At 62.8% G+C, this 18571-nt stretch carries 23 protein-coding genes and 2 pseudogenes; 5 read left to right on the forward strand and 20 right to left on the reverse strand.

The window, feature by feature from the left end; translation table 11 throughout:
• The first annotated feature begins 1 nt into the window (after position 1).
• Both NKH04_RS08780 and NKH04_RS08785 read left to right on the forward strand, forming a co-directional pair.
• The gene (locus tag NKH04_RS08780) at positions 2–130 is read left to right on the forward strand and encodes a hypothetical protein (protein WP_280952094.1); all 129 of its coding nucleotides are present in this window, start codon (positions 2–4) and stop codon (positions 128–130) included.
• Positions 131–138: 8 nt separating this feature from the next.
• On the forward strand, positions 139–327 hold the full coding sequence (locus NKH04_RS08785; protein ID WP_352473431.1) for a hypothetical protein: 189 nt from the start codon (positions 139–141) through the stop codon (positions 325–327).
• Here NKH04_RS08785 and NKH04_RS08790 read toward each other — a convergent pair.
• From NKH04_RS08790 to NKH04_RS08815, 6 genes are all read right to left on the reverse strand, one after another.
• Positions 313–1074, reverse strand: coding sequence for a GntR family transcriptional regulator (locus NKH04_RS08790; RefSeq protein WP_352473432.1), 762 nt, complete (start codon positions 1072–1074; stop codon positions 313–315). The two genes, NKH04_RS08785 and NKH04_RS08790, sit on opposite strands and share 15 nt — an antisense overlap.
• A 70-nt stretch (positions 1075–1144) precedes the next feature.
• Positions 1145–1927, reverse strand: a complete 783-nt coding sequence (locus NKH04_RS08795) for an SDR family NAD(P)-dependent oxidoreductase (RefSeq protein ID WP_352451506.1) — start codon at positions 1925–1927, stop codon at positions 1145–1147.
• 99 nt (positions 1928–2026) lie between these two features.
• Entirely contained in the window at positions 2027–2941 is a 915-nt protein-coding gene (locus NKH04_RS08800; protein ID WP_352473433.1) for a PfkB family carbohydrate kinase, read from the reverse strand.
• Entirely contained in the window at positions 2938–4137 is a 1200-nt protein-coding gene (uxuA, locus tag NKH04_RS08805; RefSeq protein WP_352473434.1) for a mannonate dehydratase, read from the reverse strand. Before uxuA ends, NKH04_RS08800 begins: the two co-directional genes overlap by 4 nt.
• A gap of 154 nt (positions 4138–4291) precedes the next feature.
• Positions 4292–4951, reverse strand: a complete 660-nt coding sequence (locus tag NKH04_RS08810) for a ThuA domain-containing protein (protein WP_352473436.1) — start codon at positions 4949–4951, stop codon at positions 4292–4294.
• Positions 4952–4962: 11 nt separating this feature from the next.
• Positions 4963–6060: a Gfo/Idh/MocA family protein gene (locus NKH04_RS08815; protein ID WP_352473437.1), complete on the reverse strand. Its 1098-nt coding sequence runs from the start codon at positions 6058–6060 to the stop codon at positions 4963–4965.
• A 266-nt stretch (positions 6061–6326) separates the two neighbouring features.
• On the opposite strand from NKH04_RS08815, the gene NKH04_RS08820 reads away from it, so the two are divergent.
• Positions 6327–7235 (forward strand): dihydrodipicolinate synthase family protein, encoded by a 909-nt coding sequence (locus NKH04_RS08820; RefSeq protein ID WP_352473438.1) that lies wholly within the window; start codon positions 6327–6329, stop codon positions 7233–7235.
• Here NKH04_RS08820 and NKH04_RS08825 read toward each other — a convergent pair whose 3' ends face one another.
• From NKH04_RS08825 to NKH04_RS08850, 6 genes are all read right to left on the reverse strand, one after another.
• Positions 7236–7634: a DUF1801 domain-containing protein gene (locus NKH04_RS08825; RefSeq protein WP_352473485.1), complete on the reverse strand. Its 399-nt coding sequence runs from the start codon at positions 7632–7634 to the stop codon at positions 7236–7238.
• Positions 7635–7724: 90 nt separating this feature from the next.
• Complete coding sequence (locus tag NKH04_RS08830) at positions 7725–8195, reverse strand: DUF1801 domain-containing protein (RefSeq protein WP_352473439.1); 471 nt, start codon at positions 8193–8195, stop codon at positions 7725–7727.
• Positions 8196–8199: 4 nt separating this feature from the next.
• A complete protein-coding gene (locus tag NKH04_RS08835) occupies positions 8200–8430 on the reverse strand; it encodes a hypothetical protein (RefSeq protein ID WP_352473441.1) in 231 nt (76 codons plus the stop codon).
• An 87-nt stretch (positions 8431–8517) separates the two neighbouring features.
• Complete coding sequence (locus NKH04_RS08840; RefSeq protein WP_353044239.1) at positions 8518–8883, reverse strand: VOC family protein; 366 nt, start codon at positions 8881–8883, stop codon at positions 8518–8520.
• 98 nt (positions 8884–8981) lie between these two features.
• Positions 8982–9392: an SRPBCC family protein gene (locus NKH04_RS08845; RefSeq protein WP_352473443.1), complete on the reverse strand. Its 411-nt coding sequence runs from the start codon at positions 9390–9392 to the stop codon at positions 8982–8984.
• Entirely contained in the window at positions 9389–9712 is a 324-nt protein-coding gene (locus NKH04_RS08850; RefSeq protein WP_023716560.1) for an ArsR/SmtB family transcription factor, read from the reverse strand. The genes NKH04_RS08845 and NKH04_RS08850 overlap by 4 nt, the downstream gene beginning before the upstream one ends.
• A gap of 194 nt (positions 9713–9906) precedes the next feature.
• Here NKH04_RS08850 and NKH04_RS08855 point away from each other — a divergent pair, with 194 nt between their 5' ends.
• On the forward strand, positions 9907–10149 hold the full coding sequence (locus NKH04_RS08855; protein ID WP_353044240.1) for a type II toxin-antitoxin system Phd/YefM family antitoxin: 243 nt from the start codon (positions 9907–9909) through the stop codon (positions 10147–10149).
• Positions 10146–10574, forward strand: coding sequence for a type II toxin-antitoxin system VapC family toxin (locus NKH04_RS08860; RefSeq protein WP_352473444.1), 429 nt, complete (start codon positions 10146–10148; stop codon positions 10572–10574). Before NKH04_RS08855 ends, NKH04_RS08860 begins: the two co-directional genes overlap by 4 nt.
• A gap of 282 nt (positions 10575–10856) precedes the next feature.
• Here the strand turns inward: NKH04_RS08860 and NKH04_RS08865 are convergent, their stop codons facing one another.
• The 8 genes and pseudogenes from NKH04_RS08865 to NKH04_RS08900 all read right to left on the reverse strand — a co-directional run bounded on the left by NKH04_RS08865 (position 10857) and on the right by NKH04_RS08900 (position 18557).
• A complete protein-coding gene (locus NKH04_RS08865) occupies positions 10857–12113 on the reverse strand; it encodes an RNA polymerase sigma factor (protein ID WP_352473445.1) in 1257 nt (418 codons plus the stop codon).
• Between the two features lie 86 nt (positions 12114–12199).
• Complete coding sequence (locus NKH04_RS08870; RefSeq protein WP_051406115.1) at positions 12200–12601, reverse strand: YciI family protein; 402 nt, start codon at positions 12599–12601, stop codon at positions 12200–12202.
• A gap of 136 nt (positions 12602–12737) precedes the next feature.
• Positions 12738–13687: pseudogene (locus NKH04_RS08875) on the reverse strand (IS630 family transposase).
• A 169-nt stretch (positions 13688–13856) separates the two neighbouring features.
• Entirely contained in the window at positions 13857–14639 is a 783-nt protein-coding gene (locus NKH04_RS08880) for an ABC transporter ATP-binding protein (protein WP_352451005.1), read from the reverse strand.
• Positions 14640–14649: 10 nt separating this feature from the next.
• A pseudogene (locus tag NKH04_RS08885) lies at positions 14650–15390 on the reverse strand (ABC transporter permease).
• A gap of 154 nt (positions 15391–15544) precedes the next feature.
• Positions 15545–16546, reverse strand: coding sequence for an ABC transporter substrate-binding protein (locus tag NKH04_RS08890; RefSeq protein WP_502904858.1), 1002 nt, complete (start codon positions 16544–16546; stop codon positions 15545–15547).
• Between the two features lie 225 nt (positions 16547–16771).
• Positions 16772–17503, reverse strand: a complete 732-nt coding sequence (gene hutC / locus NKH04_RS08895) for a histidine utilization transcriptional repressor HutC (protein WP_352473448.1) — start codon at positions 17501–17503, stop codon at positions 16772–16774.
• Between the two features lie 31 nt (positions 17504–17534).
• A complete protein-coding gene (locus NKH04_RS08900; protein WP_353044252.1) occupies positions 17535–18557 on the reverse strand; it encodes a zinc-dependent alcohol dehydrogenase in 1023 nt (340 codons plus the stop codon).
• Positions 18558–18571: the final 14 nt, after the last annotated feature.

Genomic DNA, 18571 nt, shown 5'->3' on the forward strand with positions numbered 1-18571 from the left:
GATGCCTCGTTTCGTCGCCTGGATCGTGGTCGTACTGGTCGTGCTGTTCGCCGCCTGGCTGATGATCGGGCGCGACAGAACCGGCGGCGGAGGTCAGCCCACGCCGCACGCAATTGATCAAAATGGATAGGAACCGACATGACGGGAACCGATACTCATCCTGAACAAGACCCGGCGGAAGGATCGCGATCGATAGTGGAAAAGCAGCTCCGCAACGAGCAAGGCGGTGAGGGTCAAAATCGCAAAGCCGAGCCAGCTTCCGACACATCCGGCAGCAAGACCAAGACACCTTCGGAAGCGCGCAAGAAAGGCTCAGGCTTGGATTGAGCCGGCCGAAAGCGGGCTCACACTGCCGTTTGCCTCGAAATAATAGGGATAGCGCTCCTGGACGATTTCGAGCACCTCGAAGATGCGGCGAAGATGCGTTCGCATCGCCTCTTCCGCCGCAAGCGCGTCGGCCTGCTCGAGCGTATCGACAATCCGCCGATGTTGGCCGAGAACCACCGACATGCTGTCGAGGCGCGGGAAAGACAGGAAACGGAAGCGGTCCATGTGCAGCTTCGCCGCGCTGATGTCGGCCCAGATTCCGGGGAAGCCGGCATGGCTGGCGATGTGCTGGTGGAACAGCTCGTCCGACTTGAAAAAGCGCCTGTCGTCCGCGATGGAGGCGAACGTCTCCTGGACCGCCAGTTCGCCTTTGAGCATGGCGAGCAGTTCGGCGCGACGCGGGCTCTCGACCGCGCGCTTGATCAGGCCGACTTCGAGCGCTTCGCGCAGAAACTGCGATTTCTCGAGATCGGCAATCCGGAGCGGCGCCACCATGCTGCCGCGCTGCGGATAAATGTCGATCAAGCCAAGACCGGCCAGCCGGGCAAGCGCCTCCCTGACCGGCGTGCGGCTCACGCCGAGGGCTTCCGACATCGCCTTTTCAGAAATCAGCTCGTGCGGCTTCAGGCGGAAGGTCAGGATCTGGTCGAGCAAAACCTCGAACGTCCTAGCCGCGACTGAAGCGCCGGGGGCGGTTTCGTCGAGCCGCCCCTCGGTGATGGTCCGCGTTCCCAAAAGCCGTGCCATCGGCGACCCCTTATAGGCTCTGCAGCTTCAAGCCGTTCATGAAATGCCTGCGCAAGCAGCAGCGCCGACGTTATTCCTTGCGCGGAGAACCGCCGATGCGCGCCAGCAGGCCGCCATCGACGCGTACGACCTCGCCGGTGACGAAGGAGGCATCGTCGGACAGCAGGAAGGCGACGACTGCGGCAATCTCTTGCGGCTGGGCGGTACGGCCGAGCGGATGCATGTTGTCGAGGATGCGCAGGATCTCGTCGGGCTTATCGTTGAGCTTGACCGCATCCCGCAGCATCGGCGTGTCGACGGCGCCCGGAGCGACGGCATTGACGCGCACACCGAGCGGCGCATAATCGACGGCCATCGATTTGACCAGCCCGATCAGGCCGTGCTTGGCCGTGCTGTAGGCCAGAACCCCTTCCTGGCTGGCCAGACCCTGCACCGAGCTCATATGGACGATGGCGCCGCGGCTTTGCCGCAGCAGCGGCATCGCCGCGCGGGAGAGCAGGTAGGCAGCCTTGAGGTTGACGTTCATCACCTCGTCCCAAAGCGCCTCGTCCGTGGTCTCCACCGTTCCGTAACGCTGGATGCCGGCATTGTGGGAGAGCATGTCGAGCCCGCCGAACGCGGATCGGGCAAGCTCGACGGCGCGGCCACAGGCTTCAGTGTCGGCGGTCGAGCCAAGCACGGTGTGCACGGTCACGCCGCGCGCCGAAAGCTGCGCCGCGACGTCATCCAGCTGATCGCCCGCCCGGTCGAACAGAATCAGGTCGACGCCTTGCCCGGCCAGCCTTTCGGCGACAGCACGGCCGATGCCCATGGCCGCCCCCGTGACCAGTGCGCGTTTTTTGAACTCAGCCATTTATTCTCCCTCGAACAGTTGCGCAGCGACTGCCATGGTAGTCGATCGGCGCCACTTGACGTGCCCTTCTTTGCCGAACCGGCCCAACCGTGTTCGGCGTCATGTCGATCCTTGCATGAAAGCCAGCGTTTCCGCGCGCGTCGGTGCGCCAAGACGTCCGCCAAAGCGCAGGCACTTTAGCGCGGCGGCGGCGCTGGCCACTGCTACCGCCCGCTCTTCGTCCCAACCTTCGGCCAGACCGAGAGCGAAGGTGCCGTGAAACACGTCGCCTGCCGCCAGGGTGTCGACGGCTTCGACCCGCGGCGACGGCAGATGACGGACATCATTGCCGCCCGGGTGCCGGAACGCGGTGCCGTTCGCCCCATCGGTGACCGCCACGAAGGCGCCGGTCCGTTCGCCGAGAATGGCGACGGCGGAACCGGCGGAAACCTCTGGACCGCAAAGGATGCGTGCCGCCGGCAGCGAAGCAACGACATGCGAGGCGAGCGGCAGTAGCCGGTCGAGCACCGGTCGCGACGCGACATCGGCGTCAAGGATCGCCGGGATGCCGCACTCGCGAGCCTTCGCCAGCGCCAGGGCCGCGGCTCCGGGCCAGCGGACATCAACCAGCACGGCGTCGAAGCGGGAAAAATCCGCGGGCGGAAGACGGTCAGGATCGGCTTGCGTGATTGCATCGTAGAAGGGCACAATCATACGCTCGCCGGCGGCATCGACCAGGATCGTGGCAATGGCCGAGCGACCGCCTTCAACCCTGCGCACCAGCGAACAGTCGACCCGCTCCGCCTCCATCTGGCCGATGACATCGCGGCCGACAGCATCGTCGCCGACGCTTGCCCATAGCCAGACCTGCCCGCCCTGGCGGCTGGCTGACGCGGCGGCGCTTGCCGCCATCCCGGCCGCGATCTGCACGGCCTCGCTCGGCAGGAACTTGCCGGCGCCGGAGGGCAGGACATCGAGGCGCAAGATCGTGTCGTAGGTGAGCGCGCCGACGCAGAGCAGGCGGGGCGCCGTCATTGCAGCCGGTAGCCGCGCTGATGGGCAATCGCTGTCATCACGCCTCTCAATTCGGCAAGGCCGCGAAGACGGCCGATCACGGGGTAGCCGGGATGGGTGTGCCGCGCGGCGTCATCAATCAGCTCGTGGCCATGATCCGGGCGAAACGGCAGCAGCGCCGCCGGTTCACCGGCATCGCGGCGGCGTTGCTGCTCGTCGAGCAAGATCGAGACCACCGAGACCATGTCGACATCGCCGCTCAGATGCTCGGATTCCATGAACGAGCCGTCCGGGTCCATGCTGACATTGCGCAGATGCACGAAGTTTATCTTGTGCGCAAAGCGCCTGGCGATGGCGGGCACGTCATTGGCCGGGTTGGCGCCCAGCGACCCGGTGCACAAGGTGAGGCCGCTATGGGCCGATGGCACGGCGTCCAGGATAAGGGCGATGTCGTCGGCGTTCTTGACGATCCGGCACAGGCCGACGAGATCGCGCGGCGGATCGTCCGGGTGGATCGCCAACGTGACGCCCGCCTCTTCGGCCGCCGGCAGCACGTTTTCGAGAAAACGGACGAGGTTCTCGCGCAGCCGGTCGTGCGACAGGCCCGACTGCTCGGCCACCACTTCGCGCAATTCTGCTATGTCGTAGCGTTTGAAGGCGCCCGGCAGGCCGGCCATGATGTTGGCGAGCAGACGCTCTTTTGACGTATCCGGCGTCGTCTCGAACCATTCGCTCGCCCGCTGGAGAACATCGGACGCATAGTCGCGCTCCGATCCCTTGCGCTGCAGCATGTAGCAATCGAACGCGGCAAGCTCGTGCATGTTCATGCGGAGCGCCCGTCCGCCGCCCGGCAGCGGCGCAGCCAGGTCGGTCCGGGTCCAGTCGAGGATCAGCATGAAGTTGTAGCAGACCGTGCGCACACCGCAGGCGCCGAGATTGCGTAAGGTCTGCCTGAAATTGTCGTAGAGCCGGTCGAGATCGCCGCGGCCGAGCTTGATGTCCTCGTGCACGGGCACACTCTCGACGACGCTCCATTTCAGGCCCATCGCCGGATCCGCTTCGATAAGCGCCTGGCGCTGCCTGATGGCGTCGATCGGCCAGACTTCGCCGTAAGGGATGTCGTGCAGTGCCGTCACGATGCCGGTCGCGCCGGCCTGCCTGGCATGGGCAAGCGTTGCTGCGTCGCTCGGCCCAAACCATCGCCACGTCTGCTCCATTCGACCTCCAGCTGCGGAATTTCTCGATGAGGACCGCTGATGTATTGGATACTACCATGGCAGTCAATTGCTTGCCGCAGCCCAGTGCCTGTGTCTGCGTTCGGGCCGCCCCCTATGAGAGATTACAACGGTACGTGGCGTTCAGATTGAACGGCTATGCAAGGTCCGAGTTTCGGCTGGCCCAAATCGCGCCGCGTTCGAACATCGTGCGCATTTGCGGCACGGCGAACTCGTCGGCGGTGTGGCCGAGCGCGCTGTAGAAGACGCGGCCCTTGCCGTAGCGGCGCTTCCAGACGACCGGCATGACGACGCCGGCGATGAAATCGAGATGCTCGCCGGTGAAAGTAGTCGTCGCCAGCACCTCGTTGGTCGGATCGACATGCATGTAATACTGCTCTGAACGGTAGGCGAAGCCGTCGATGCCCTGCATGACCGGATCGTCTGGCCTGGTGATGTCGACGTGATAGTCGATGATGTTGCCGGGATGGGCGACCCACTGGCCGCCGGTCATGAACTGGTATTCCGGCTCGTTGCGGAAGCTGTCGCACATGGTGCCGTGAAAGCCCGCAAGGCCGGTGCCGGCCCTGACGGCGCTGGTCAGGTTTTGCAGCTCCGGCTTTTCGATCGTCGACATGGTGATCACCGGGACAATGAGATCGAGCATGCCCAGCTGCGGATCGGCAAGCGCCGAAGTCCCCTGCTCCAGCTGCACGTCGAAGCCGTTGCCGGCCAGCATCTCCTTGACGATTTCGGCGCTCCGGGCCGGGGTGTGACCTTCCCAGCCGCCCCAGAAAATCAGTGCCGTCTTGCTCATCGCATTATTCCCTATTCCAGAATTCCGAAAGGCAGGTCGGCCTGCATCGGCGCCGGCCGGGCGCAGCCATATCTCAGGTCGATACGCTGGCCTATCTCTGCTGAAGAGATGATCGATTCCATGATTTCCAGGACATGGAGGGAAAGATCGAGACTGGCGCGGTGTTGCCTGCCCGAGACGATCGCCTGCGCCATGTCGGCAAGGCCGAGGCCCCGGTAATTGCCGTCGCCATAGGAATGGATCTGATCGGCCACCGTCCAGTCGCCCTTGCACTGGCTGGTCCTGATGTCGCCCTGGAACTGGTTGGGATCGGAGACGATCATCGAGCCCGTGGTTCCGTAAAGTTCGATGTGATTGTGTTCATGCTTCCAGACGTCGAAGCTGGTGGTGATCGAGACCGCGGCGCCATTCTCGAATGCGAGCAGGCCGGAAATATGGGTCGGCACCTCGACCCGGATGGTCTCGCCCTGGCGCGGTCCAGAACCGATGGTGCGGGTGGCGTAGGATGACTTCGCCTGCCCGGTCACGGATTTTACCGGACCCAGGAGATTGACCAGGCAGGTCAGGTAGTACGGTCCCATGTCGAGCATCGGCCCGCCGCCGGGCTGATAGTAGAAATCCGGATTGGGATGCCAGAGCTCGTGGCCGGGCACCTGCATGAAGGCAGAGCCGGCGACAATGGTCCCGACCGTATCCTTATCGACCAGCCGCCGCGCCGTTTGGTGGGAGCCGCCAAGAAAGGTGTCGGGTGCACAGCCGACGCGCACGCCCTTTTCGCGCGCGGCCGCGACCAGCCGCTCGGCGTCGCTGAGCGTCGTTGCCAGCGGCTTCTCGGAATAGACGTGCTTGCCTTGCCCGACAGCCTGCAGGCCGACCGGCACATGATGCTGCGGCGTCGTCAGGTTGAGCACGATCTCGACGCGCGGATCGGCCAACAGCGCGTCGACCGGCATGGCAGCCAGGGCGTAGGTCGCTGCCTTGGCCTCGGCCGCCGTCCGGTTGACGTCGGCGACGCCGACAATGTCGAGCACCGGGAATTGTGGCGATGCCTTCAGATAGGCATCCGAAATGTTGCCGCAGCCGATAATGCCGACGCCGATGCTGCGCATGGGCTTCTCCTCAAAAGGCGGCATTGATGAAACAGCAGAACTCGTTTGTCACCCCCCTTTCGGCCGGACGAGGTTATCCCGTGACAAGGATATACCTCGAGAGCCTCAGAACCGCCGCCCGATCACAATCGCGCGCCTATGCGCGAGCGGCTTGATTTCGAGGTCGAACGGCCGGTACTCAGCAACACTGCCTCATGTAGCTTGCTCGACATTTCTGATGCCCGGCTTTGAGCACAGCACAGATTTTCACCCGTAGAAGGACGCACATGATCCGCCCACAAGGAACCATCGCACCGATCCTGACGCCGTTCGAAAACGACGGCCGCATTGCCCGCGACCTCTGGATATCACACGCCAAGTGGGTGCTGGATCAGGGAGCGCATTTCCTGTCGCCGTTCGGCACCACGGGCGAGGCGTTGTCCGTCTCGTTGCGCGAGCGCATGCAAGCGCTGGAGTGGCTGGTCGAGGCCGGCATTTCGCCAAGCCATCTGATGCCCGGCACCGGTGTCACAGCACTTGCCGAGACCGTCGAGCTGACGGCGCATGCCGTCGGGCTCGGCTGTGCCGGGGTGATGGTGCTGCCGTCGTTCTTCTATACGGCCGCCGGCGACAACGGACAGGCCCGCTACTATGGCGAGCTGATCGAACGGGTGGCGAACCCGGCGATGAGGATGATCCTCTACCACATTCCGCAGAATTCCGGCGTACCGGTGAGCCCGGCGCTGACCGCCCGCTTGAGCCAAGCGTTTCCGGATGTCGTGGTGGCTTACAAGGACAGCGCCGGCGATTGGAACAACACCGTGGCGGTCATTGCGGCAGCTCCAGGGGTCGCGGTGTTCCCGAGTTCGGAAGCACAGCTGACGAAAGGCCTCGCCAACGGTGCTGCGGGCTGCATCTCGGCGACGGTCAATCTGAATGCCGCAGCGATCCGGGCCCTCTACGACGCAGCGCTGGCGGGAGAGGACATTACTGACGCGGATGCCGCCATTAAGGCGTTCCGCAAAATCATCCAGGACGCCGGCCTCATCTCCGCGATGAAGGCAGTGCTGGCGGTACGGTCCGGCGACAGACGCTGGCTGAACCTGCGCGCGCCGCATGAGAACGCGACGCAAGCCACCGGCGAAGCTTTGCTCGCCGCTCTCGGCCCGCTAGCCGACCATATCGGCCGGAGCTGACTATCGGGCCGTGTTCAGGGCGGCAGCAGCGCGTATCAGCGCCTTGAACGCATTCTCATCTATGTCTTCGCCCTCACGGATATCGATGGCGCGCCTGGTGTTGCCTTCGAGACTGGAGTTGAACAGGCCTGAAGGATCCTGCAGGGAGGCGCCCTTTGCGAAGGTCACCTTCACGACGTTCTTGTAGGTCTCGCCGGTGCAGATTATTCCGGCGTGCGACCACACCGGAACGCCTCGCCACTTCCACTCCTCGACCACTTCCGGGTCGGCCTGCTTGACGAGAGCACGGACATGGGAAAGCGTCTTGCCTCGCCAATCGCCCAGCTCACTGATCCTCGCATCTATCAGCTGAGAGGGAGAGCTCTCTGCATTTCCTTCCATAGAGCCACTCTTCATCATCATTGTCACTTTCCCTAGGGTTGTTGCCGCTCGCCCGTCACATGAATACCGCTAGTCGGCACCGGGTTTGCGGGATGACTCGCATTCCACTCACATTCGCTCGCCAGGCAACTGGCTGGCTTGCTTTACCCAGCCGGTGAGTTGAGCTTCGTCGAGCTGGTCGTCCTCGCGGATGTCGAGGTAGCGCACGTCCTTGTGCTTGGACTCGCCTGGAGGGACAGGATGCAGCGACGTGCCGCGGAAGAAAGCCAGCTTGATGTACTTTGTGAAGCAATGGAAGTTGAGGAACCAGCCTTGACCCTCTACGCCATAGAAGGGCGAGTTCCATTTGACGGCCTTGCGCAGGTTGGGAACGTTGCGCTCGATGAGTGCGTCGAGGCGGCGTCCGACGTCGCGTTTCCAGCCCGGCATGGCCGCGATGTAGGCCTGCACGGGAGCGTCACCATCACCCTTCGGGATCTGCGGGTTGCCGCCTGCGAGGAGGACCGGCTTGGCGGCTGCAGGCTTGGCGGCGGGCTTCTTCGCGACCGCCGCTGACTTGATGGACGTCTTGTCGGCCATGCGTTCACTCCAATGCGCCGGTGCCCCCTGCGTTGCGCCACTTGGGAGCGTAAGGCAGCACGAACATGTACAGCCCGGTAAGCAGGAGCAAGCCGAGTGGAAACAGCGGCAAGAGGTATACCCAGTAGGCGGGTTCCTTGCCTACTCCCAGGCTGATGAAGATGGCGGCGACGACCGTCGCAAAGATAATCGATAGCCAGCGGTGGATCTGCCGAACCCATTTGTTCCAATCCATTGAGACCTCCTCTGAAGACGAACCGAAGCGGATCGGGCAGCCCGTTTGGCGACTCCCGCCGGGCAGCCACGCCACTGAACGCATGCTTTACCAGCGCGCCAGTTGGGTGATTTGAACGAGATTGCCGCAGTTGTCGTTCAGCTGGGCGATGGTCGAGCCGGTTACTTCGGTCGGCGGCATCGTGAACTCGGCGCCGCGCGCTTTGATGCGCTCGTAGTCGCCCTTGACGTTATCGGTGAAGAACATGACCGCGGGCTGGCCCTGCTGGAAAATGGCTTGCTGGTAGGTCTTTGCAGCGGGGTTGTCATTGAGCGCGAGTTGCAGCTCGGCACTGTCCGGCTCGTCGCGTGATGCGACGGTCAGCCAGCGAAACGGCCCATTGCTGAAATCGGCCTTCTTGGTAAAGCCGAGCGTTTCGGTGTAAAAGCCCAGTGCCTTTTCCTGGTCGTCCACGTATACTTTGGCCAACTTGATCTTCATTGGCTTGCCTCCATTATCGCCTCGTGATGTCGCTCTGTAACAGAGCCCTTGCCTGGATAGCCCAGCGGATCTCAGTCCGTCCGCGCCAGAACCTGCTCCAGATCGTCAAAGAACCTCGGCCAGCCGACTTTGGCACCCCGGAAGTAAGGCTGCTGATCCGGCCGGAAGCCCGACTGTTCCATGCGCAAGCGGGCTCCGGTGCTCGTGGGGGTGAGGGTCCAGGAGACGACACTCTTGAGATCCTTGGTATCCCACGTGTAAGTCAGTGTTCTGTTCGGCTCGACCGTCTGCACCTGACATTCGACAGCGCCCCAGTCTGCGTGAAGATTGAAACGGTGGTCCGCGACAGGTTTGAAGTCATTTTTCATGAGCCACTCCTCGATCAAGTGTGGTTGCGTGAGCGCGCGCCAGATCTTCTCGGGCGGATAAGCGATTTCCCGTTCGACAACGACGGAGAGCGTTTCGGTCGACGTTCGGTTCACTGGTCCATCCTTTTGAGCAGGTCTTCGAGGTCGTCGAACCGGCTCTGCCAGAACCCGGTCATCTGGCTTGTCCAGTCGATCAGGGGGGCAAGCGCAGCAAGCTGCGCGCTATAATGGGTCTGTCGCCCTGCATGGCGGTCGCGCACGAGCCCGGCCTGCCTCAAAACGCCGAGATGTTTTGACACGGCCGGTTGCGAGATCCCGGCCTGAGCCGTCAGAGCCCCGACCGTCTGCTCTCCTTCGCGACACAGCCGCTCAAAAATAGCGCGCCGAGTCGGATCGGCAAGCGTTCTGAAGAGTACATCGTGAGCGTTTGGCATTGGGATCGATAACCCTTCGGCTATTGATCGATGTATAACCACCGGGATATGTGTGAGTCAAGCGGGAAGCGGCATAATTCTCGTTGCAGGTCACCTGCTTCGCTCACGCAGCCAGTTGCTTATTCGCCGTGCTCTGCACTGGAATTGTCACGCGTTTATATGCTATATGACCATCTACATGGTCAGGAGCTGAGATGGACGCGATCAATTTGGCGGACGCCAAGGCACATCTGAGTGAGCTCGTCGACCGGGTCGAGGCTGGAGACTCGATCGACATAACCCGGCGTGGCAAGCCGGTCGCCAGGCTCACGGCCGTGGCCCGCCCTCGCAAACGGATCGACGCCGTCCTGCTCCAATCCCTGACCGCAACCATGCCTCTGCAGGCTCAGGCTGCCGCCGATCTGGTGCGATCGATGCGAGATGGCGATCGCTATTGACGTCCTATCTCGATACTTCGCTGATCATCGCGGCGCTATCCAACAAAGCCATGACCGCGCGCGTTCAGGGCTGGCTGGCGGAGCAGGACCCAGCGCAACTTGTGATCAGCGACTGGACCATCACCGAGATGTCCTCCGCCATGGCGATCAAGCTTCGGACCGGACAGATCGACCTGGAGCAACGCGCGGCAGCGCTCGCGATGTTCAATAGGCTTGTCGCTGAGAGCTTCACCGTGCTGCCGGTGACGGGCGGGCATTTTCGGGTCGCCGCGAAATTCGCCGATCAGCATATCCTCGGGCTTCGTGCTGGCGACGCCCTGCACCTCGCGACGGCATCGGAGCATGGCGCCACGGTGTGGACCCTCGACCAGCGACTCGCCGAGGCAGGACCGATTCTCGGCGTGCCGACGCAGTTGCTGGCATGATCGAGGCCCTCTCCTCCAAAATGAATAAACCGATTGAGGCTCGCCGAGCGGTACGGCCGTTCCACCTATGAAGCGATGATCGCCTCCGCGGCGGTTCACGCTGGCTGCGATACACTCTGGTCAGAGGACATGCAGCACGGAATGGCGCTCGACGAAGGCTTGCGCATCGTTAATCCCTTTCGCGTTGCGAGCTGATCACGCTCATTGAAGGGGGCTGGCCGGGAGCGAACTGGCGGCTTTCGATGTTGCCGAGCGGCGCGTCGGGCACGGAGAGCGATGCTGTCAACCACAAGCGTCTGCGCGGGCGAGGAGAAAGGCCGCTTCGCGCACGTTGCGGGTGAGCTTGGCCGCAGCCTCGAATTCGGCGCGGGCCTCGGCCAGCCGGCCGGCCCGAAACAGAAAATCGCCCCTCGCCGCCGGCAATGGCGCATAATTGCGCAAGGCGGCGGCGTCGGCAATCTCGTCTACCAGCCGCAGGCCCGCTTCGGGCCCGAAGGCCATGCTGTGGGCGACCGCTCGATTGAGATCGACCACCGGCGAGGGCATCACTGCACGCAGCCGGTCGTAGAGCGCTGCGATGCGGGGCCAGTCGGTGTCGGCCGGACTGCGCGCCCGCGCGTGACAGGCTGCAAGCGCGGCCTGCAACACATAGGGGCCATCGCCCCCGAGGGCTTCGGCACGGGCCAGCGCGTCAAGGCCTCGGCGGATCAGCAGCTGGTCCCAGCGCGCGCGGTTTTGCTCGGTCAGGGTCAAGAGGGCGCCGTCCGGCCCGATGCGTGCCGGCAGGCGCGATGCCTGGATTTCCATCAGAGCCAGCAGGCCGAACACCTCGGCATCCTCGGCCATCAACCCCGCCAGCATGCGGCCGAGCCGTTGTGCCTCCAGGCACAGGCTCGGCCGGACAAGGTCGTCGCCTGCCGTGGCGGCATAGCCTTCATTGAAGATGAGATAGATGACCTCCAGCACCGAGGACAGACGCGCCGCACGCTCGGCGCCGCGCGGCACCTCGAAGCTGAGCCTGGCCTTTCCGATCGTCCGCTTTGCGCGGACGATGCGCTGGGCGATCGTCACCTCGCTCGACAGGAAAGCACGGGCGATCTCGTCCGTCGTCAGGCCGCCGATGACACGCAGCGTGAGGGCCGCGCGGGCGTCGGCCGAAAGTATGGGGTGGCAGGCTGTGAAGATGAGGCCCAGCAGTTCGTCGCCAAGATCGTTGTTCATGGCCATTTCGTTTCCCTCGGCCGTACCGTCGCACTCGCCGTCCAGCTCCCGCGCGATCTCCTCATGCTTGCGCTCGCGCATCTTGTCGCGACGAATCGCATCGATGGCGCGGTGTTTGGCGACTGTCATCAGCCAAGCGCCAGGATTGGCCGGAACGCCGGTCCTGGACCATTCGGATAGGGCTATGACGAGGGCGTCCTGCACCAGTTCCTCTGCAAGATCGACATTGCGCACGAGGCGGGCCAGGCCCGCGATGAGCCGGGCCCGTTCAATGCGAAAAATCGCCTCGATCGCCTGCTGCGTCTCGCCTGCCGTCATGCTGCCTTATCGGCCAAAGCCATAACGAAGGCAAAGCAGGTTGCGGCCGACAGGTTCAGTTGCCGCTGAGCTTCTCGCGCGTCCGGTCATGGATTTCCGTGACCTCCGGCGTCAGATTCCCATTGCCAATCAGCCATCTCGTACAGCGGCCGGATTTCAATCTCGCTCGGTCCCGGCATGGGATTGGGGCAGCGCTTCACCCAGGCGACCGCCTCGTCCATGTCCTTGACTTCCCAGAGCCAAAAGCCGGCGACCAGTTCGCGGGTCTCGGCGAAAGGCCCGTCGATGACCGTCCGGCGGGGGCCATCGAAGGCAACGCGCTTGCCCTGCGAGGAGGGCTTGAGGCCATCGGCGTCGAGCAAGATGCCGGCATTGCGCAGCTCGTCGTTAAACCTGCCCATCGCCTCCATCGCCTCCTTCGCCTCGGGCGTGGGGACAAAGCCCTTTTCGCTGTCCTCGGTAGCCTTCACGAGCACCATCACACGCATCGTCTGTCTCCTTGTTGAGCCGGACTCACCGGCCCGGCATCGAAACGACGAACGGAGTTTAGGAAATCGACATTGTCCTGCAAATTTTTTTCGAGGTTAAGGAGAAAGCCGCCGATCGCGGCTCCTCTAGAGCCTTTCACGTTTTGATGGAAGCGTAGCCGGCGTTTGCGAAGTAGTTGTTGCATTCGGTTGCCTCGATCGTTTCAACGAGGTGGCCGATGTGGCGCCAAGTGTCCTCGACGGTACGTTTCTGAGCTTGGCGCATCCAGTGTTTGATTTTGGCAAAGGCCTGCTCGATCGGATTGAGGTCTGGGGAGTAGGGCGGTAGGTACCAAAGCCTGGCGCCGGCCGCCTTGATCATCTGCCTGATGGCCGCCGACTTATGACTTCCCAGATTATCCATGACGACGATGTCGCCGGGTTTCAGCACGGTGATGAGCTGCTGCTCGACATAGGCGCGGAAGCATTGGCCGTTGATTGGCCCGTCGAAGACGCAAGGTGCCGCGAGCCTATCGCAGCGCAGCGCGCCGAGGAAGGTCAGCGTGCGCCAGTGGCCGTGCGGGGCCAAGCCGCGCAGCCGCTCGCCCTTCGGCCCCCCAACCGCGCAGCGGAGCCATGTTGGTCTTGATCCAGGTCTCGTCGATGAAGACCAGATGCTGCGGATCGAGGCCGGCCTGCCAAGAGCGCCATCGCTGACGCCTGCGGGCAATATCAGCGCGCGCCTGCTCAAGGGCGAACAGCGTTTTTTTTGAAGCTCAGGCCCTCGCGCCTCAAGAACATCCAGACCGCGTTGTGCGAGACCTTGACCCCGCGTGCGGCCAACTCATCCTTCAGACCATGCAGTGTCAGATGCGGCGTCTCACGCACACGCGCCTCGATGAAGGCACGGTGCGGCTCCAGCACCCTCTTGCGATGTCCGCCCATCTTGCCAGGCGCAACCGAGCCAGTCGCCCGATGGCGCTGCAACAACTTCACCGCCGCCGAAACCGAAATGCCGAACCGTTTCGCGGCCGACCGGCGGCTCTCGCCACCCAAAACCGCCGCTACAACACGTTCGCGAAGATCATCCGAAAGAGGTCGCGTCATCCGATGCTGGCCTCCACTCCAGCCAGCATCTTGAATCACAAAACCGACTGATCCGGAATCCCCTTCGATTCCGTCAAATCAGGAACCGCTCTAGTCAGGAATTGCGATGGCGCGATATCGAGATTGGGCGCAACGCTGGTCGCCGATTGTAAGTAATTGAGTGGCTCGCCTAAACCATTTCGGGACGTTTTGAGGCCTCGCGGATCGCCTTGTGCACGCTGCGCTGCAAATCCATGAAGGCCGGGGTTTCCATGACCTCTTCCCGGCGCGGGCGCTCGATGTCGACATTGAAGGTCTGCATGATGCGTCCTGGGCCGATCCCCATCACGACGATGCGGTCCGAAAGGTAGACGGCTTCTTCCACATCATGGGTGACGAAGAGCACGGTGAGCCTGTGCTCCTCCCAGATCTGCGTCAGGAGTTCCTGCATCTGATGCCTGGTCAAGGCATCGAGCGCGCCAAAGGGCTCGTCCATCAGAAGCATTTTGGGTCGATACGAAAGAGCACGCGCTATGGCCACCCGTTGCTTCATGCCGCCCGAAAGCTCAGACGGATAACGATTGGCGCTGTGCGGGAGCTTGACCAGATCGAGATGCTCGCGTGCTATCCTGCGGCAGGTCGCGCGATCATGACCCGCGGCCTTGAGCGCGAACTCGATGTTCTGCTGCGCCGTCAGCCAGGGAAGCAGGGTGTAGGACTGGAAGACGACGCCGCGGTCGAGGCCCGGCTGCAGGATCGGCGCGCCATCGATGGCAAGATCTCCCGCGTCGAAATCCTGCAGTCCGGCAACGATCGACAGCAGCGTGCTCTTGCCGCAACCCGACGTGCCCACCAGCGAGACGAACTCGTTGTCGGCAAGATCGAGATTGATATCGCGCAGCACTTCCGTGCGCCGCGCGCCCGTGCCGAAGCTCTTGTGGAGACCCTCGATCCGCAATTTGGGCAAACTCATCGGCCCGGCCTCATTGCACGTGGCCCTCCTGCCGGAACAGCACTTTTCCCAGTGCCTTCATAACCTGGTCGGTAATGAGGCCAAGCACGCCCAGCAGCAGGATGTAGCCGATGATGGTGTTTGTCTGGAAATAACGCTGGGACACGGTGATGCGGTAGCCGAGCCCTGATGTCGCCGCGACAAGTTCCGCCAACACCAGCCAGGTCCATGCCCAGCCGAGACTGATGCGCAACGTATCCCAGATGCCTGGCAAGGCGCTGGGAACCACGATGCGCGTCAGGATCCTGCGATCCGGCAGGCCGAGCGTCCTGCCAAGGCCGATGAAATCAGCGGGAACCCGCTTCACATTGTCCATGATCATCAGCACCTGCTGAAAGAAGGTGCCGATGAAGATGATCAGGAACTTCTGGGCATCGCCGGTCCCCGACCACAGGATGGAGAGGGGCACGAAAGCGACCACCGGCATGTAGCGGATGAAATCCACAAGCGGCTCGATCGCCGCTTCCCAAGTCCTGAAGCTGCCGATCAGCACGCCAATCGGAATCGCCAATGCCGAGGCGATGAGGAAGCCAACAGAAATACGGTATATCGAGGTCCTGAGATCCAGCCACAGCGTGCCGTCACCCGAGAGCTTGCCGAGCTGGGTCACCACGCTCCCCGGCGAGGGCAGGAAAATCGGCTTTACCAGCCCCAACCCCGTTGCCGCCCACCCGGGGCGGCCGTGGCCTTAAAAAACCCCCACTGCTATCATCCGGACGCGCGCGCGTGCGATGGGCGCGCCGACCCCGGTGTAGGGGCGACGGCGCATCGGCTGTTTGATCACCTGCCCCGGCGCTGCGTGAGACGGGCTTGGCTTGGTCGCACGCTGCTCGGACATTTGCGTCACCACCGCGAGCCGGCCCTCGTCATTTCGCGGCCTTGACGAATGACGGGTCGATCATCTGCTCCGGCGTCACGTCCGCCTGAAGCAGCCCGGCGTTCTTGGCGGCTGCCTCGACATCGGCGAATGTCTTGGTGGAAAATTCGCCCGTCAGCGCATCCTTGTTTTCGGCGAGAGTATAGTAACGCACGCCATCAAAGGCGGTGTTGAGGTCTTCGACGCTCGAACCAACCGCCTTGGAGATGATCGCCCGGCCGTCGGGCGTGTCGGCATTGTAAGCCTTCAGGGCCGCATCCCAGGTTTTGATCATGGCAAGCACCTGGCCGGGACGCGACTTGATCACCTCATCGCGCACCACCAACACGTCACTGATCAGGCCGGGATCTTCGCCTGCGGTGAAGAGCAGCTTGACGTCCTTGTTCTGTGCCCTGGCCGCGGTGAGATAGGGCTCATAGGTAACCGCGACCGGGACCTGGCCGGCGATCAACGCACTGCCGGCATCCGCCGCCGGCATTGGAACCGGCTGGACATCGGCGATGGACATGCCGTTCTTGGCGAGCGCGTATTTGAGCAGGATGTCGCTCGTCGTGCCTTCCTCGAAAGCCACCTGTTTGCCCTTGAGGTCGGCGACGGAGGCGATGTCCTTGCCGGCGATCATGGCGTCTGCCGTCATGCTGACGTCGAGCAGAAGCACGATCTTCACCGGCAGGCCGGCCGCAACCATTCCCATAGCCGTGTGGGTCGCGATGTTGGCGGCATCGAGCTGGCCGCTCGCCAGGGCGGCGTTGATGTCCTTGTCCTCGGCGAAGTTCACGATCTGCACGTCGGACAGCCCGTTTGCCTTGAACAGACCCTTGGCTTCGGCGATGTGCCACTGGCCGTAGCCAAGCCATGGCTCGATACCGATCTTGAATGTTCCTGCCTCAGGCGTCGCCGGAATTGTCGTGTCGGCCGCGTAGACCGCCGGGGCAAACCCGACGGCAGCAGCCATAACGAGTGCCCGAAATTGTCCTGCTAGGTTACGCATCATCTTGTTCCCCTTGATGATCAGGCCGCTTTTTTGAACCAAACATCCGGCCTGGTGAGAATGCGGGCTTCTGCTCTTGCGGCACCGTGCCTCGGCATCTTAGCTGTTCGTTCAACGAAAGTGCGACGACACTTCAACGTCAGCAACAGCGGATGTCAAGGCTAAATACATACATGCATATACAAGTTAGCCCGCTCCTTCCGACTCTGATTCGCTTCACTGCGATCAGGTTTTTTTGGATGGAGAATATCGACTGCCAAGCGAGTAGCGGCTGCCAACGTAAGTCAGCTTGCTGATCGTGGCAACGACGGCGCCCGTCCATGTCCGGCGATGCAGAAACAGGCAGCAGCTGCCGACGTCGATGCCCAGATACCGCGCCGTCTCGGCATCGGCAGGGGTCGCCGAGATGATGTGCTCGACCTCCGTCACGGGGGTTTTCTGCATGAGGTAGTCGTAGGTCGCTGTCTTGGAAAAATCCTGCTTGTCATAGTCGGGTATCAGGCCCGGGTTGACGAAGCGCTCTTCCAGTTGCACAGGCAGGTCGTTCTCGAAGTTGACGACGATGGAATGATAGACCGACACGCGCTTTGCAAACTCAAACGAAAGCGCGAGCTCCTTTGTCGGCGTGATCTTTTCGAGGACGATAACCTCGGAGCGATGCATGTTTCCCCGCGCGACAATTTCCGCCGCGATGTTGTTGATCTCGATCAGTGCGGATTGCGGTCGAGGCGGCGCGATGAATGTGCCGACGCCCTGGAGCCGGATCAGAAAACCCGCAGAGGTCAACTCCCGCAAGGCACGATGGACCGTCATCCGAGACACGCCGAGTGTCGCCACGAATTCATTTTCGGACGGCAGCTTGCGGTCCTTGCTCCATCGCCCCGTTCCGATATTCGTCAGGATGTAGTCCTTGACCTTCTCGTAAAGAGGGCTGGCGGTGTCGGGCAAAGTGATCATTACAAAAATCCTTTCCGGCAAGGTTCGGAAATCACACGCGCCCGGCAGACCGCATCCGGATGATTGTTTTCAAGCCATCGCCCTGTCCCGCCAACAACCGCTTATAGGCTGCGGGAATATCATCCAGGCCGATCTCCCGGTCGATCAGTTCGACCATGGGCTCGGTCAATTCGCCGAGCATCCGGATGGCGTCGGGAAGCTCATCGGCAAAGGCGTGGCATCCCAGCAATGCGATTTCGCGTTCAACCAGGATGTTGGGATCGATATCGAGGCGGCCGTGGAATATGCCGACCATCGCAACGGTGCCGCCGGCGTCGAGAACGCCGAGCAACTGGCCGAGTGCTGCGATGCTGCCGGTCGCTTCGACGGCAGCGAGCAAGGGGGCATCCGCGGTGGCGGCGGCGATGGCGTTCCGGTTCAAATCGACGATGCTGGCGCCGGTGACCCGCGCCACGCGGGCGCAGCGGCCCTGATTGCGGTCGGCGACGAGCACGGTACCTGCGAATGTCCGGGAAAGCAGCAGTGCGGCAAGCCCGCCAATGGTCCCGCAGCCGACGACAAGAACGGAACCGGCCGTTTTCGGCAGACGCCGCACTGCGTGCAACGCTACAGCCAGCGGCTCGGCCATCGCCGCGACCCGTTCGTCAAGCACGGCATCGACGATGTGCAGGAGGCGTGCGGGCAGGACCGCCTGTTCGGCAAATCCGCCGTCGCATATCTCGCCGACAAAACCCAGCGACGTGCAAAGATGCCGCTTGCCTGCATGGCATTGCGCGCATTCTCCGCACCAGAAACGGGAATCGGCGACCGCTCGGTCGCCAACACCGACGGTATCCACGCCCTCGCCGATGGCAATCACCGTGCCTGTCAGCTCATGGCCGGCCGTGGAAGGCGATCGGCTTATCCATTGGCCCGTGCGGAAGTTGTGGAGATCGGAACCGCAAATGCCTGCGGCATCGACCCTCAGCTTCACCCAGCCTGGCTCGGGAGCGCCTGGCGCGGCGATATCCTCGACGCGCAGGTCGCCGGGTCCATGGAGCCGCGCCGCCCTCATCGTCATCGTTTCCG

The organism is Mesorhizobium sp. M1365 (genome assembly GCF_040317865.1).
Taxonomy (GTDB): Bacteria; Pseudomonadota; Alphaproteobacteria; order Rhizobiales; family Rhizobiaceae; genus Mesorhizobium.